The sequence below is a fragment of the Komagataeibacter intermedius TF2 genome, assembly GCF_000964425.1.
GTDB classification, from domain to species: Bacteria; Pseudomonadota; Alphaproteobacteria; order Acetobacterales; family Acetobacteraceae; genus Komagataeibacter; species Komagataeibacter intermedius.
In genome coordinates, this window is sequence record NZ_BANF01000061.1 from 1 (window position 1) to 16,291 (window position 16,291).

Genomic DNA, 16,291 nt, shown 5'->3' on the forward strand with positions numbered 1-16,291 from the left:
GTGCGCGACAGGATGAAGGACGCGATCATGGCGAAGATGATGGCTTCGGCCATTGGCATGAACAGCCAGCCCGCGACACCCGTCAGCTGGAACAGCGGCATCCACACGATACAGATACATAATGTGGACACAAAGGTGGGGATAACAATCTGGTTGGCGGCATCGATGATGGCCGTTTCCAGATCCTTTTCCATTTCCAGATGGGCATCGATGTTCTCGATCATGACAGTCGCGTCATCCACCAGGATACCGACCGCAAGCGCAAGCCCGCCCAGCGTCATGACGTTGATGGTCTGCCCCGCCATGCCCAGCCCGATGACCGAACACAGCATGGCCAGCGGGATGGATGTGGCGATGATGACCGTCGATCGCCACGATCCGAGGAACAGAAGCACCACAAGGCTGGTCAGCAGGGCGGCGGTGCCCATTTCCTGCACCACGTCACGCACCGCCTCCTTCACGAAGGTCGAGGCATCGCCCAGCACGGTAATATCCACCCCCGGCGGCAGCGTGCGCACGATGGACGGCAGCAGCGCCTTGATCCCGCTGACCACCGACAGGGTGGAGGCGTCGCCACTTTTCATGATGACGATCAGCACCGCCTGATGCCCCTTGACCAGCACCATGTTGGTCTGGGGCGGGCCACCGGCATGCACCCACGCCACGTCGCGCAGGTAGACGACGGCGTTGCCTTCCTGCTTGATGGGCATGTTGTTGAAACTGTCTATTTCCTCGGGCGAGGCATTGGTCTGGACCATCCAGTCGAATGCGCCGATCTGCTGGTCACCGGCGGGCAGCACGATGTTCTGCTTGCCCAGCGCGTTGCCGATATCGGTCGCGGACAGGCCATGGGCCAGCAGCTTGCTCTGGTCCAGGTCGACCATGATATTGCCCGGCTGGCCGCCATACGGGTTGGGAATGGCCGCCCCCGCCACCGAAACCAGCGCCGGCCGGATCAGGTTGGAGGACATGTCATAGATCTGCGACGCCGTCATGGAATCGGATGACACCTGCAACGTCAGCACCGGTACGGATGATGCATTGTAGGTCAGCACCAGCGGCGGCGTCATGCCTGCGGGCATCTGCTTGATAACGGTCTGGGAGACGGAGGTGATCTGCGTCTGCGCCACGGCGGTATCGGTGCCGGGCTGGAAGAACACCTTCACGATGCCGCGCCCGTAATAGGACTGGCTTTCGATATGTTCGATATTGTTGACCGTCGCGGTCAGCGCGCGTTCGTAATAATAGACGACGCGGCCCGACATGTCTTCGGGCATGAGGCCGGTATAGGTCCAGCAGATCGCAACGACGGGAATGTTGATGCTGGGGAAAACGTCGGTTGGCGTGCGCAGCAGGCCACGGACACCGAATACGACAATAAGGATGGACAGGACGACGAAAGTATAGGGCCGCTTGAGCGCGGTAACGACGATACCGTTCATGCGTGGCCTGTTTCCATCCGCCCTGTCGGCAGACCGCCGGTTACGGATTCCGTGTCGCGCACGGACCCGGACAGGTGGTGTTCGTACATATCTCGTCTCCCCGTCTGTCCTTCTGGTGTTAATGGGGGCAGGACGGGTGGCAAATGAAATTTCAATTTAGTTTCCGGTCTGGATCACGTTCGATGGCGGGAAAATGATGCTCATTGTCGCGCCGGGCAGGCTGTCATGCATGCGCGACGGCATGATGTCGAGCCGCGCGTGATGCAGCGCCAGAATGGCCGACACCAGGCTGAGACCAAGCCCGCTGCCGGGAATGTGGCGGCTTTTGTCCGAACGGTAGAAACGCCCCATGACGGCCTTGCGTTCCCCCGCCGGGATGCCGATTCCGGTATCGACAACCTGCAGCAGCGCGCAGTCCCCGCTCATGCGGGTGCGGATTTGCACCCACCCGCGTTCAGGCGTGAACTTTATGGCATTGTCCACCAGATTGGCCAGCACCTCGATCAGCAGGTCCCGGTCCCCCTGCACCTGCATCGGTCCGTCACCGGCCACGTGCGACAGGCGGATGCCCTTGGTTTCGGCAATGGGCTCATACAGGTCCACGATATCAGTCACCAGCGCATCAAGGTCCACCGTGCCGAAGCCCGCGCGCCTGCGCCCGTTCTCGATCTCGCCAATGCGCAGCAGCGCGGTGATGATGGAAAAGGACTGGTCCAGATCGTCTATGGTGCGGGAAATGACATTGCGCAGCGCGGCCGCCGAATGATCGGCGTTCAGCGCGCGGTCAAGGCGGGCACGCACGCGCGCCAGGGGCGTGCGCAGGTCATGGGCGATGTCGTTGCCCACGTCGCGTATTTCATCCAGCAGCTGCTCCAGCCGGTCCAGCATACGGTTGACGCTGCCCGCAAGGCGCTGGAGGTCGTCATTCTGCTTTCCCGCCGGCAGGCGTTCATGCAGGTCACCTTCCATGATCCGGTCGATGGCCTCATGCATGTCCTTCACGCGGGACAGGGCGCGATGACTGAGGATGATGCCCGTGACCAGCGCGAACAGGACGGTCGGCACGATCGAGACCAGCATGGAATGCCGCATCATCAGCCGCAGTTCGGTGCGCATGTGCCGGCTGCGCCCCAGCACCAGGTACCGTCCCCCCGGCACGCTGACCGCCACCATGCGCAGCACCGTGGCGGAACCGCCGCCCATCGCCTCCGGCCCGATGACATGCACATGCCCGTCCGCCACCAGCCCGGTGGGCCAGGTATGCAGGTCACCCACGATATAATGCTGCTGCGTATCAAACAGCGTCGTGACATTCATGATGATGCGCAGGTCATCGGTGGCGCGGTCACGCACCTGCTGTTCCAGTTCGGCAGGGGTTTCGCGCTGCAGGATGCTGGCCTCGCGCAGCAGCAGCATGTCCGAACGCCGGGCCTCGAACACGTTGGCCTGGCTGTAGCCGAAAAAGAACTGCAACGCCGCCGAACCGATCATCGCCGCCACCACCGCCAGCGTCAGGCGGAAGGTGGCGGTGCGGAACAGTTCGTTACGAATCACGCAGCATGAACCCCGCGCCGCGGATGCTCTGGATCAGGGGCGGCCTGCCGCTTTCATCGATCTTGCGGCGCAGCTTGCCGATATGCACGTCAACCAGGTTGGTCTGGGGAATGAAGCGGTAATTCCACACATCCTCCAGCAGCATGTTACGCGTCAGCACCTGCCCCGGTCGGCGCATGAGGTATTCCAGCAGCCGGAATTCACGTGGCAGCAGGTCAATAAGCACGCCATCGCGCGTGACCGTGCGCTCGATCAGGTCCATTTCCAGCGGGCCGACACGCAGCATGGTACGGCGCGACGTATCGGGCCGGCGCAGCAGCGCCTCCACCCGCGCGGCCAATTCCTCCATTGCAAAGGGCTTGGTCAGGTAATCATCGCCCCCCGCCTTCAGCCCGCTGACCCTGTCATCCACCGCGGAAAGGGCGGACAGCACCAGCACCGGCACATGGACCTTGCGCTCGCGCAGGGTCTCGATCAGCGTCAGCCCGTCCAGTTCGGGCAGCATGCGGTCCACGATCATGACATCGAAATGCGCGTTCAGTCCCATGGACAGGCCGGCGGCGCCTGACTCCTCATGCTGGACATGGAACTGGCGGCTTTCGAGTTCCTCCACCACTTCCTGCGCGATCTTGCTGTCATCCTCCACCAGCAGGACACGCGGCGCGGCCCCGCCCGTAGGGGGAACGGGCACGGTTTCGGGACGGTGGGTTTCGGACGGAACGCTCATGATCCCCTTTATGCAGCGCGGGCCGGAACACGGCCAATTAAAATCGTTTTCAGCTACGCCCCATGCCCCCGACCCCTTCCCGCGACCATGTGGGCGCCATGTCGGCCTGCGCGCCGCCGCCATCGTCCATGGCGGGCGGTAGGGGAAAGCCGTCATCGCCGGCGGGTGCGGCGTGAGTATCCACATCCAGTTCGCGCAGCCTGCGGGTGACAAGCCCCGTGCGCCTGCGGGCTTCGTCGATGGAGGATGACATGGCCGACGCATTCCGGGCCAGTTTTTCCAGCACCCCGTCCATGCGCAGCATTTCCTGGCGCGTGGCCCCCAGCAGGCGCGCGATGTCATCGGTGCGCCGTTCCAGCGCCAGCGTGACGTAACCAAGGTGAATGGTCCGCAGCATGGCGGGCATCAGCCCCGGCCCCATCACGATGACGCGATAGGTCCGGCCGATTTCGTCCAGCAGGCCGGGAATCCGCGCCACCTCGGCATACAGTCCGTCGGTGGGCAGGTACAGGACGGCGAATTCAACCGTGACGGGCGGCACGATATATTTGGTCGCGATCTTGCGGGCCTCGATACGCAGGGTGGTTTCCAGCGCGCGACGCGCGGCGCGTTCGGCATCGGGGTTGCAGTCCTCCACCGCCTGCAAAAGGCGCTCATAGGCTTCGGTCGGGAATTTGGAATCAATGGCCAGCACTGGCGGCACGGTGGCGCGCACCGGCATGCGCACGGCGAATTCCACGACCTCGCGGCTGTCATCGCGCAGGCGGCGGTTGGTTTCATACGCCCCTTCGGGCAGCACATCGTCCAGAATGCTGCGCAACTGCGCCTCGCCCCACCCGCCCCGTGTCTTGACGTTGGAAAACAGGCGCTTGAGGTCACCCACCTGCGCGGTCATGGCCGAAACCTCGCCCATGGCCTTCTGCATGGCAGCAATCTGTTCCAGCACGCGCTGGAAGGATGTCTGCATCTGTTTTTCAACGGCCTGATGCAGGCGTTCATTCACGGCGGCGCGCAGTTCATCGCTCTGCCGCCTGCCCTCTTCCGCCATTTCGCGCAGGGATTCGGACTGCGTCACCCGCATGTCCGCAAGGTCGCGGCCCATCATGCGGGCGATGCGGTTGAAGGTTTCGGTCATTTCCTGGTGCCGCTGGTCCAGCCGCGCTGACAGCGCGCGTTCGATGTCCGCCATGCGGGCGCGCTGGGCTTCATTTTCAGCCACGCGGGCCGCGGTCTCACGCTCCATCATCACACACAGCCGCGCCAGCTGGTCCGCTTCCCCCTGCCCCGCCATAAGCGAAAGACGGCGCAGCACGATCAGGGACACCAGGCACGAGACGGCGGCAAACACCACCCCGAGCCATAAAAGCGCAGATCCGGACATGTCGGACATGGTTGATGATTTCCCATCAGATAGAACAAAACATGTCCGTGCCCTGTAATGCCGGGGATGTAAAGCCATCATGTTTTTTTGGAATATCTGGCAACCGTGATATGCAGCAACCGTAACGTTCCGCCTTTCACCTGATTTTCAGGTTCGCATGGCGCCAAAACCCACTAGCGTGCCCCGGCATGCCTTCACCCCGCCCGTTCGCGGTGCCGGAAACCGAACCGTTCTTGAGGACCCATCCACCATGCCCGAGGAAACGCCGACCTGCCCGCAAGCCCGACCGGCGCGGCGCGGATCCCTGTTTCGCAGCCTGTATGCACAGGTTGTCATCGCGGTCGTGGCGGGCATCGTGCTGGGCTATGCCTGCCCGCATGCGGCCGTGACGCTGAAGCCGCTGGGCGACGGATTCATCCGGCTGGTCAAGATGGTGATCCCGCCGGTCATCTTCCTGACGGTGGTGACGGGTGTCGCCAGCCTGTCCGATCTGGGACAGGCGGGGCGGCTTGCGGGCAAGGCAATGGTGTATTTCCTCACCTTTTCCTCCCTGGCGCTGGTGGTGGGCATGGTCATGGCCAACATCGTGCAACCCGGCGCGCATATCCACGCCGACCCCGCGACGCTGGATACCCATGCGGTGGCGGCCTATACCGCGCGTGCGCAGGCCCATTCGTTCAGTGACTTCCTGCTCAACATCATTCCCGACACGGTAGTCAGCGCCTTTGTGTCCGGTGATATCCTGCAGGTGCTGCTGATCGCCATCCTGTTCAGCGTCAGCCTGTCGCACATGGGGGCGAAGGGACAGGCCATCCTGACGCTGCTCAAGCAGCTGACACAACTGGTGTTCGGGGTGGTGCGGCTGGTCATGTATGCCGCCCCCATCGGCGCGCTGGGGGCCATGGCGTTCACCATCGGGCGGTTTGGCATCGGGTCCGTGCTGCACCTCGCCTTCCTGGTGGCGACGTTCTATGCCACGTCCGCGCTGTTCGTGGTGGTGGTGCTGGGGGCGGTCGCGCGGTGGAACGGCTTCCGCATCCTGCCGCTGCTGGCCTACCTGCGTGAGGAACTGCTGATCGTGCTGGGCACCAGTTCGTCTGAATCGGCGCTGCCCAGCCTCATGACCCGGATGGAAAACGCCGGCTGCGCGCCCTCCGTCGTGGGACTGGTGGTGCCGATGGGCTATTCCTTCAACCTTGACGGCACCAACATCTACATGTCGCTGTCGGCGCTGTTCATTGCGCAGGCGACGGACGTGCATCTGGGACTGGGGCAGCAGATCAGCCTGCTGCTGGTCGCCATGATCAGTTCCAAGGGCGCCGCGGGCGTCACGGGGGCGGGCTTCGTCACCCTTGCCGCAACGCTGGCGGTAGTGCCGGACGTGCCGGTGGCGGGCATGGGACTGATTCTGGGCATTGACCGTTTCATGTCGGAATGCCGGTCACTGACCAACATCATCGGCAACGCGGTGGCCACCATCGTGCTGGCCCGCTGGGAAGGTGCGCTGGATACCGACCGCCTGGCCGCCGCCCTGTCGGGCCGCATCAGCGATGAAGATGCGGATACCCCCATCATCGCCAGCACGACCGCCCTGCCCGAGCACCCGTCCCGTTAGGTCGCGCGCGGCATATACCTTTCCTTCCCCTGACGCTCCTTTTGCATCCATAGGTTGCCCATCATGCCTGTTTTCACGATCCAGACCGGCGCACTGACCACCGCGCAGAGAATACGAAGCATTATTGCGGGCTCGTCCGGAAATCTGATCGAATATTACGATTGGTACGTCTATGCGGCATTTTCCATGTATTTTGCCCATGATTTCTTTCCCAAGGGCAACCAGACGACAGAACTCCTGCGCAGTGCGGCGGTGTTCGCCATCGGCTTCCTCATGCGGCCTGTGGGCGGGTGGCTCATGGGGCTCATGGCGGACCGGCATGGACGGCGCGCGGCGCTGAGCGTTTCCATCGTCGCCATGTGCGCAGGCTCGCTGGCCATTGCCGCCTGCCCGACCTATGACCGCATTGGCATTGCGGCACCCTGCGTCCTGTTGCTGGCGCGCCTGCTGCAGGGGCTGAGCCTGGGGGGCGAATACGGGGCCAGCGCCACGTACCTGTCGGAAATCGCACCGCCCGCGCAACGCGGGTTTTATGCCAGTTTCCAGTACGTCACGCTGGTCATGGGGCAGCTTCTGGCGCTTGTGGTGCTGCTGATCCTGCAGTTTGTCCTGCTCACGCCCGCGCAGCTTGGGACATGGGGCTGGCGCGTTCCATTCTGCATCGGCGCGCTGCTGGCGCTGTCCATCCTGTGGTTCCGGCGTGGCATGGCGGAAAGCGAACAGTTCAATACAGCCAGCCATGACCCCGCGGCCCATGGCGGCCTGCGCGTGCTGCTGCGCCACCCGCGCGAGGTACTGGGTGTATGCGGCCTGACGCTGGGGGGCACGGTCGCGTTCTATACGTTCACCATCTACATGCAGAAATACCTGGTCAACACGTCCGGGCTGAGCAGGGAACAGTCCACGCTGGTGTCCACCGCGTCGCTGGTTGTGTTCGCCATGCTCCAGCCCGCTTTTGGCGCATTGTCGGACCGGGTGGGCCGCAGGCGGCTGCTGCTGTCCTTTGGCGTTATTGGCTGTCTTGCGACCGTCCCGCTCATGCAGGCGCTGTCGTGCGTGCAGTCGCCACTGGCGGCGTTTGGCCTGGTGACGGCGGCCCTGATCGGGATTTCGGGCTATACGTCCATCAACGCGGTGGTCAAGGCGGAACTGTTCCCCACGCGCATCCGCGCGCTGGGGGTGGCGCTGCCCTATGCGCTGACCGTCTCGATCTTTGGCGGCACGGCGGAATACGTGGCCCTGTGGTTCAAGCAGATCGGGCATGAAGGGCTGTTTTACTGGTACGTGACCGGATGCATCGCCTGTTCGCTGCTGACCGTGCTGTTCGTGCTGCCCGGTCATGACCGCATCACGCAGGACCACTAGAAAACAAAAGTCCGGGGTGCCGCCTTTTTAGAAAAAGGTGGCATTCTTCAGACGTTGTTTGGAAAAAGCTTCACCAAAAAACGTCCTGCTGTTTTACAGGCCGCCCGCACCCTCAGTGAATATGCATGAGGTTGCGCAGGAAGCCGGGCAGCAGCATGGCGTACGGGTTCACATGCACCGCCGGGTTATCCATCGGCCCCGTGACCTGATAGGTGGCGGACACGACGCCACCATTCTTTTCCGGGCTGAACAGCCAGCCCAGCAGCCCCGGCAGATGTCCCGGCGCCGCGTTCACGGCAAAGGCGGGGATGATGGTGCCATCAAGGTTGAGCGTCTTCTTCTCCAGGTTCACGTCACCTGATACCGTGGCCCCGAGGGACGCATTGCTGACCAGCCCGTCGGCAATATGGATATTGCCTTCATCCAGCGTGACGGGCGCATCCAGCTGTTCAACCTGGAAGCTGGGCGCATGCGGCGCACGCAGCCAGCCGTAGATCGAGGCATTGTTGGCCATACGCACGACCGCCGGCACGTTGCGCAGCACGAACGGCCCCATATGCACCTTGCCCGAGAAGGGAGCTGTCGCGACACTGTCGTCAAAGCTGCCGGTAATGTCGGTCACGCCGCCCTGCATTTCATCGGTCACCTTCATGTCCTGCAGCAGCGTGCCAAGGCTGGCCACATGCACGTCCAGCACGCGCGTATTGCCCTGTGGGGTCAGGTGCGCCTCGGCAGCGACCGGCCCTTCCACCGTCATGACGCCGCGTGTCAGGCGCACGCCATTGGTTTCCAGATGGCTGTGCACGTTCGTCAGCGTATCTTTCGGGCTGTAATACAGGGTGCGGGCATCCACATTCAGGTCCCACCTGCGCCCCGGTGGCCCCTTGACGCGGCCACTGGCCATTTCGGGAACATGGTAGCCACTGCCGCCCTGCTGGCTGGCCACCTTGGCGGATGCGGTATCATCGCCTGCGGTCTGGAAGGAAACCAGCGGCGACAGGTCCAGCACCTTTGCCGCGACATTTACCCCGATCGGGTCACTGTCGCGCACCGGCAGCGTCACCGACGCATTGCCCATGGACCGCCCGACATGGAAGCCACGCAGGATCAGGCGGCGCGCGACGCCGGATGCGGTTTCGGCATGGCCATCGATCAGCAGGTCAGGCCCAACGGCGCGGATATTTTCGATGCTGGAAATCTGGCCATGGTCAAGGTCCAGTTCGACGGAGGCATTCGCCTCCTGCCCCACCTTCTTGGACCAGATGGGAATAGCCAGCGCCGCACGGTCAAGGTCAAGGTCGATATCCACCTGCGCCCTGCCGCCCACGTAACGGTCGTAATCCACATCCAGCTGGGCGCTGCCCGAAAAATGCTCGCCCATCTCGAAACCGGCGCGCCGCACCCCTTCTGGCGTGACATGGCCCTGCAGGCTGGCGCTTTCCACCGCATGAACCATCGGCCCGCTGCGGAAATCCATGGTATAGATCACGCTTGAGGGAATACCCGCCAGCACCCCGGTCCCCTGCAGCAGCAGGCCGTTGATCGTGGCGTCGATCCCAAGGTTGCCGTTATCCAGCGGCCGCCCCACCACCACATTGCCCAGATGGACCTGCCCCAGGTCGGTATGGCTGCGCAGGTCGATCTGGTCCAGCCGCACATGCGCATCCAGCGGCAGCGCGATATGCAGCGATACATTGGCCCGCCCTTCGGGGTGGGTGAAGGACATGGGATGGCGCGACAGCACGTTCAGCCGCGGTTCGGCCAGCAGCGCCAGCACATCGCGCGCATTCCCCAGCAGGGTGACGTTGATGTCCCCCACCTGCACCTTTTCATTCAGGCCCGTAATCCGCATGGAACCGGGTCCGACCTCGATCCGGCCTGTCCCGGTGGCGTCAACATGGCGGTTCGCAAGGTCCACCAGCTGATAGGCATGGCCGAAGCGGATCATGATTTCGTCCGGGCCATCGAATGTCAGATGGGCATCCATGTCATGCATGGGCGGGATGGGACGCAGCCAGTGCAGTTCCATATGGTCAGCATCAATCGTCCCCCCAAGCGAGACGAGGTCCAGTCCGCCCCAGTCCCTGTGGCTGGACAGCCCCATGTTGACCTGCAGTTCCTGCACGTGTCCTTCGGGAATGTTCTGCGTCACCCACCGCCGCGCACCCTTCATGGCGCGGGGGGGCCAGAAATCACCCAGCGTCGCGAAATCCAGTGACCGTGCGCGCGCCGCGACATTCAGCGCCACCGCCTTTGGATGCAGCAGGGATGCCGATTTCAGGTCCGCCGTGGCGTCCAGCGTGGGACCGCTGCCATCATCGGCCGCATGGCCCGGCGCGCGCAGGTGCAGTTCCAGCCGCTTCAGCATGACATGCAGCGGACCATCAAACGGCGCGTTACCCGGCCCCGGTCCCAGCACGCCCACCAGGTCGGCCTCCCCTTCGCCCACAAGGAACTGCCCGGCCTTGCGTGTCGTGACCTTTCCGTTGCCCGCATTCAGGTGCAGCGTGAAATCACGCGGCATGAGGAAAGGCACGTCCCGCCCGCCATTGCGGAAGGCGACCTGCAGCTGTCCCCCCACCGGCAGGCCCAGCGGTTCGACTTCCTTCTGTCCCGGCGCAAAGGCTGCGGGGCTGATCGGATCAAGCTGCAGGGTCCAGTTCACCTGCCCCGGCCCGACGCGATCGCCCGTGCCATGCACCACCAGCCGTTCGCCATTCCCCTCCAGCCCGAGGCGGACATCACCCGTAATGCCCTTCTGCCCGGACTCGGTCACGACCTTCAGCCGGGCATCGGCTTCACCCAGCCGCCATGTGCGCCCGGTCATGCGATCGGCAAAATTGACATGGGTGTCGGATATGACCGCCTGCCGCAGCGCCGTCAGGTCCACTGGGGCCGGTTCCTCGGGTTTGGTCGAGGGGTATGGTGTGTCCGGCCCAAGGTCCAGGCCGAATTTCCCCTGGCTGTTGCGCGCAAGTTTCAGCCGCCCATGCGAGGCGGAGAGTTCAAGTATCCGCACACTGCCATGAAACAGCGCCGGGCTGTCCAGCGTCAGCCGACCCCGGCGCAGGGTATCGGCAACCTGCCCGTCACGACGCTGGATCCGCACGTCCTCCACCCATATGACCAGGGGCGCGCGCAGCCCCTCATGCACGGCGTTCCACCCCATGCGCACATGCCCTGCGGACAGGGAGCCGATGATGTCCTGATGCCGCAGGCCGTGGGCAACCGGCAGCGGCATGAGCAGGCTGACCACCGGCGTCACATCCAGCGGCCCGGCAGACAGCCGCACCGTCAGTACCAGCAGCAGCACGGCAGGCAGCGTAATGCACAGCAGCACCAGCCAGATCACCACGCGGCCAGCGGCCATCACCGCGCGGCGCACGCGGCCGGGACTGGACACGGGGTCCGTGGCGGGAGAGGGTTGACCTGCTTCCGTCATGCCGCCCACGCTATGCCATCACGCGAAGCTGCGTGACTTTTCAGCCCCTTACCGGACCGTTCGCCATGGACCAGCCTGCCCTGCCCCCCCTCGTGCCGCATCCATCGTGGCATGGCTGCACATGGCCCCATGCGGCCGATACGCGTGCGGCCCGCATCCTGCGTGAAAACCTGACGGATGCCTGCGCGCGCGCAGGGCTGCCCGACATTGCGGCGATACCCGGACTGGGGCCGCTGCTGGATGCCATCGGGGGAAACAGTCCCTACCTGTCCGACCTGGCGCTGCGCGACACGGTGGCCTTTGCCAACCTGCTGGGCGATGGAGCGGATGCGTGCGTGCGGCGCATCCTGTCGGGCCTGGAGGCCCTGCCGCCCGAAACCGCCCGCGCGGAGGTCATGGCTGCATTGCGCATTGCCAAACGACAGGCGGCGCTGGCCATTGCGCTGGCCGATATCGGCGGCGCATGGACGCTGGAACAGGTCACCCTCGCGCTGAGCCAGCTGGCCGAGAACGCACTGGGGGCCGCGGTCAGACATCTGCTGCTGCATGCACATGACACCGGGCGGCTGCGCCTGCGTAACCCCGAAACCCCGTGCCGGGGCAGCGGCTTCGTGGTTCTGGCAATGGGGAAGCTGGGCGCGCGGGAACTGAACTACTCCTCGGACATAGACCTGATCATCCTGTATGATCCGGACCGTCACCCCGGCAACGGGGAACTGCGGCATACCTTTGTGCGCATGACTAGCGATCTTGTCACGCTTATGGAAGCGCGTGATGCAAATGGTTACGTTTTCCGCATGGACCTGCGGCTGCGCCCGGACCCGTCCGCCACCCCTGCCGCCGTGTCCTTTCCCGCCGCCATCCAGTATTACGAAAGCATGGGCCGCACATGGGAACGCGCGGCCATGACCAAGGCCCGGCCCGTCGCGGGGGACATCACGGCGGGACGCCGTTTTCTCAAAAGCATTCATCCGTTCGTATGGCGCCGCCATCTGGATTTCGCGGTGATTGACGATCTGCATGACATGAAAGCACGGATCGACCGCCACCGTAACGCGGGACATGCCAACCTGGGCAGCCTGCCACCCGAATTCATCCGCGATCCGGATGCAGCCACGGGCTGGCTGCTGGGGCAGAACGTCAAGCTGGGACAGGGCGGCATACGGGAAGTGGAATTTGTGGCCCAGGCGCTGCAACTGGTATGGGGCGGCAGGCGGCCCGAACTGCGTGACCCCACGACGCTGGGCGCATTGCGCAGGCTGCGCCGCGCGGGCCTGCTGGAACGTGAGCAGTCCGCAATACTGGCCCGCAATTACCGCATGCTGCGACAGGCCGAACACCGGCTGCAGATGCGCATGGACCACCAGACCCATACCCTGCCGGATACACGTGACGGATTCGCGCGCTTCGCCACATTCATGCTGGCATCGGGTGCGGGGGATCTGGCCTGTGGCATGCTGTCGGTCATGCAGCGTTCGCGCCGCACCTTCGACCTGCAGTTTGCCGAAAATGATGCGCAGGACATCACCATCGCCCCCGAAGATGCCGATGCCGCCGACCGGCTGCTCGAACATGGCTTTCCCGCAGCTGACATAAGCGACGCCCTTGTCATCCTGAACCGGTGGGAGGGCAACCGCCTGCGCGCGCTGCGCTCGGACCGGGCGCGCAAGCTGCTGCGTCGGCTGCTGCCCGCCATCATGACGGAAATAGGCAACCGCCGGCAGCCGCTGACCGTGCTGCGACGGTTTGACGCGCTGCTGGAACGCCAGTGGGCGGGGGTGCAGTTCCTGTCGCTGCTGGAACGCAATCCCGCGCTGATCCACCGCATCGTCACGGTGCTGGACTGCGCGCCATTCCTGGCGGACCATCTGGCGCAGACGCCCTCCGCGCTGGACGGGCTGCTGGACATGGATGCCGGTCCCGGCGCACTGGGCACCGCCACGGCGCTGGTGCGGCGGCATATCGCGGGCGCACGGTCGGCCGAACAGGTGCTGCCGGTGCTGCGCGGCCTTGTCTGTGGCGAGGAATTCCGCCTGTCGGTCGCACGCCTTGAACACCGCATGAGCGAGGAACGCGCCGCCCGCGCCCGCACGGCCATGGCGGAAACGGTGATACGTGGCCTGCTGCGCGTGGTCAGTGCCGAACACCGGCGTCGCCACGGCACGGTGCCCGGCGGGTCCATGTCGGTCGTAGCACTGGGCAAGGCGGGATCGTGTGAAATGATGCCGGGATCGGACCTTGACCTCATGCTGGTGTTCGACCACCCGGCCGATGCAGGGGAAAGCGTCGTCCCCGCCACCACACCGGCCGATGGCCTGCCGCCCCGCCCGCTGGCGGCCGGCACGTATTATGTCCGGCTGGCGCATGCCTTTGTCGCGGCCCTGACCGCGCCGGGGCGCGAGGGACCATTGTACGAGGTGGACATGCGGCTGCGTCCGTCGGGGTCCAAGGGGCCGGTTGCCGTCTCGCTGTCCGCCTTCCGCCGCTATCACGCGGAATCCGCATGGACATGGGAACGCATGGCCCTGACCCGTGCGCGCGTCGTGGCGGGACCGCCGCGCCTGAATGGCGAACTGCGCGCGGCCATTGCCACGGCACTGGGCCACGGCGCCCGCACAGCGCAGGAACGCAACCAGATCATTCATGACGTGCGCCACATGCGCGAGCGCCTTGCCCGTGAACGCCCCGCCACCAGCCCGTGGGACATCAAACGCCGTCGCGGCGGGCTTATGGATGTGGAATTCGTGGCCCAGGGGCTGCAACTGCTGACGACGCACCCCGCCAGCCGCAGCCAGTCCACCCGCCTGGCCCTGCTGCGGCTGGCGCATGGGGGGGAAATCGCCCCGGCCGGTGCACGCCTGCTGCGGCGCGCCGACCTGTTCTGGCGGGCGTTGCAGGGACTGATCCGCATCATTTGCGGCAGCGATATACCTGACACCATCCCCGCCGCCAGCCTTGAAATCCTGACGGGTGAATTCCGCGTGGCGGATGCGGACAGACTGCTTGCGCGCATGGACCGCATGGCCGCCGATGTGCGGGAGGTATTCGACCGGCTGCTTCCGCCCACCGCGGACACATAAGCGCGCGGGACGCATGGCGACGGTTCCCGAACGCGACGGGGCGGTGCATGATCGTCCCCATTCCACGGCTGCATGCATCCCCCCAACGGGGCCGACGCATGCAGCCAGATCAGCGAGGCAGGTCATGAGCAACACGACACCCCCCTTTCCCGAACCCGGCAGCACCGTTCCCGATTTCAGCATGCCCGCAAGCCACGGCCGCACGGTCAGCCTGCATGCACTGCTGGGGCATCCGTTCGTCCTGTATTTCTATCCCAAGGCCAATACATCGGGCTGCACGAAGGAAGCGTGTGAATTCCAGGCCGCGCTGGCGGACCTGCATAAAGACGGCGTAACCGTCATCGGGGTTTCACGCGATGACATGCCCGCGATTGAAAAATTCGCAGCCGACCATGGCCTGACCTTCCCGCTTGCGTCCGACACTGACGGCACGGTGACCGAGGCCTATGGCGTATGGGTGGAAAAATCCATGTACGGCCGCAAATACATGGGCATTGAACGCGCGACCTTCCTGGTCGATGCCACGGGGCATCTGGTTCAGGCATGGCGCAAGGTCAAGGTCACGAACCACGTCGCCGCCGTGCGCAAGGCCATTGCGACCCTGACGCTACAGGCGGCGACCGGCGGCTAGATCAGTAATACGGCCGACCCGGTCCGCCATAAGGGCCATAGACCACCACGGGCGGCGGCGGAGGCGGCGGTGCGTAATAGGCCATGGGCGGCGCCGGACGGTAATACATCGGCGGCGGCGGAGGGGGCGGCGGCCCGTAGGCATCAACCATGGCGCCCGCCACGGCACCGCCGACAAGGCCGCCAACCAGCCCGCCGACAAACGCATCGCCACCACCGCGCCCGTGGGCCTGCGCCTGCGGGGTGGCGACCGCCAGCCCCGCAAGAACCAGAAGCCCTGCTGCGATACGTCCTGTCTTCTTCATCAACCTGTTCCCGTTACTGGTCCTGATCTGGCGGGGTGAAGCCTCCCGCCGGACTCATGTAAACAGCACCGTGATGGCGATTTACGGGCAGGTGCTGCCCTTTTCGTGCCATAAAGCGTACCGGGCCGGTCCCCGGTTCAGGGATGGGCCGCGTGCAGTTCCTTCAGCCCCGGCGGGACGGTGAACACGCTTTCATCCTGTGGCGTACGCGCAACCGATGATGCTTCGACCATCACCTTGCCGTCACGGATGACTTCCATCATCACGCCGTCATCGGTGTAGCAGATCTCGCTTGAACGCTGGTCGGTATCCTGTGTCTGCCACAGGGCGCAGGGTATTCCCGCAACCCTGGACACACCCGTGCGCAGCCACGTGCCCTGCGCGCGCTGGCCCATCTGCACGTTGGCGGCGCCCGGCGCCGGGATGACCGTCTTTATCTTCTGGCCCGGATTCACCACCGTCAGGGTTCCGGCATGATAGTCGGTAATCATGTAGGTGCTGGCATTGGCCGGGTCCACGCGCTGCATCATGCGGCTGGCGGACCAGCGCATGCGCTGGCTCATGACCTCGCTCGTGTCATGGGGGGGATAGATGGTGTAGGTCACGTCCACATCAACCTGCGGGGTGACATAGGGGCTCTGGGGATCGGGATCAGCGGCGGAGGCATGGCCTGCACCCGCCATTCCCGCCACCAGCAGACAGGCCGCCACTACCATACGGCGGCCGCCATGCGCACATCGTGTCACTTCA

At 64.6% G+C, this 16,291-nt stretch carries 11 protein-coding genes; 4 read left to right on the plus strand and 7 right to left on the minus strand.

Annotated elements, in window-relative coordinates:
• The 4 genes from B7449_RS10000 to B7449_RS10015 all read right to left on the minus strand — a co-directional run.
• The coding region (locus tag B7449_RS10000) for an efflux RND transporter permease subunit (protein WP_048883598.1) at positions 1-1,442 on the minus strand (1,442 nt) is incomplete at its 3' end.
• Positions 1,443-1,598: 156 nt separating this feature from the next.
• Positions 1,599-2,996, minus strand: coding sequence for a sensor histidine kinase (locus tag B7449_RS10005; RefSeq protein ID WP_039734827.1), 1,398 nt, complete (start codon positions 2,994-2,996; stop codon positions 1,599-1,601).
• Entirely contained in the window at positions 2,986-3,723 is a 738-nt protein-coding gene (locus B7449_RS10010) for a response regulator transcription factor (RefSeq protein ID WP_039734828.1), read from the minus strand. The genes B7449_RS10005 and B7449_RS10010 overlap by 11 nt, the downstream gene beginning before the upstream one ends.
• 49 nt (positions 3,724-3,772) lie before the next feature.
• Positions 3,773-5,113: a DNA recombination protein RmuC gene (locus B7449_RS10015; RefSeq protein WP_039734829.1), complete on the minus strand. Its 1,341-nt coding sequence runs from the start codon at positions 5,111-5,113 to the stop codon at positions 3,773-3,775.
• Positions 5,114-5,354: 241 nt separating this feature from the next.
• On the opposite strand from B7449_RS10015, the gene B7449_RS10020 reads away from it, so the two are divergent.
• The gene (locus B7449_RS10020) at positions 5,355-6,719 is read left to right on the plus strand and encodes a dicarboxylate/amino acid:cation symporter (protein WP_039734830.1); all 1,365 of its coding nucleotides are present in this window, start codon (positions 5,355-5,357) and stop codon (positions 6,717-6,719) included.
• A gap of 63 nt (positions 6,720-6,782) precedes the next feature.
• Positions 6,783-8,084: an MFS transporter gene (locus B7449_RS10025; protein ID WP_199858287.1), complete on the plus strand. Its 1,302-nt coding sequence runs from the start codon at positions 6,783-6,785 to the stop codon at positions 8,082-8,084.
• A 112-nt stretch (positions 8,085-8,196) separates the two neighbouring features.
• Here the strand turns inward: B7449_RS10025 and B7449_RS10030 are convergent, their stop codons facing one another.
• A complete protein-coding gene (locus B7449_RS10030) occupies positions 8,197-11,526 on the minus strand; it encodes an AsmA-like C-terminal region-containing protein (protein ID WP_039734908.1) in 3,330 nt (1,109 codons plus the stop codon).
• A 65-nt stretch (positions 11,527-11,591) separates the two neighbouring features.
• Here B7449_RS10030 and B7449_RS10035 point away from each other — a divergent pair, with 65 nt between their 5' ends.
• Together B7449_RS10035 and B7449_RS10040 are read left to right on the plus strand one after the other, a co-directional pair.
• Positions 11,592-14,606: a bifunctional [glutamine synthetase] adenylyltransferase/[glutamine synthetase]-adenylyl-L-tyrosine phosphorylase gene (locus B7449_RS10035; RefSeq protein ID WP_199858288.1), complete on the plus strand. Its 3,015-nt coding sequence runs from the start codon at positions 11,592-11,594 to the stop codon at positions 14,604-14,606.
• A gap of 124 nt (positions 14,607-14,730) precedes the next feature.
• Positions 14,731-15,237: a peroxiredoxin gene (locus B7449_RS10040; RefSeq protein ID WP_039734834.1), complete on the plus strand. Its 507-nt coding sequence runs from the start codon at positions 14,731-14,733 to the stop codon at positions 15,235-15,237.
• A 1-nt stretch (position 15,238) separates the two neighbouring features.
• Here the strand turns inward: B7449_RS10040 and B7449_RS10045 are convergent, their stop codons facing one another.
• Together B7449_RS10045 and B7449_RS10050 are read right to left on the minus strand one after the other, a co-directional pair.
• Positions 15,239-15,541, minus strand: coding sequence for a hypothetical protein (locus B7449_RS10045; protein WP_039734836.1), 303 nt, complete (start codon positions 15,539-15,541; stop codon positions 15,239-15,241).
• A 137-nt stretch (positions 15,542-15,678) separates the two neighbouring features.
• Positions 15,679-16,287, minus strand: coding sequence for a hypothetical protein (locus B7449_RS10050; RefSeq protein ID WP_039734837.1), 609 nt, complete (start codon positions 16,285-16,287; stop codon positions 15,679-15,681).
• Positions 16,288-16,291 lie beyond the last annotated feature (4 nt).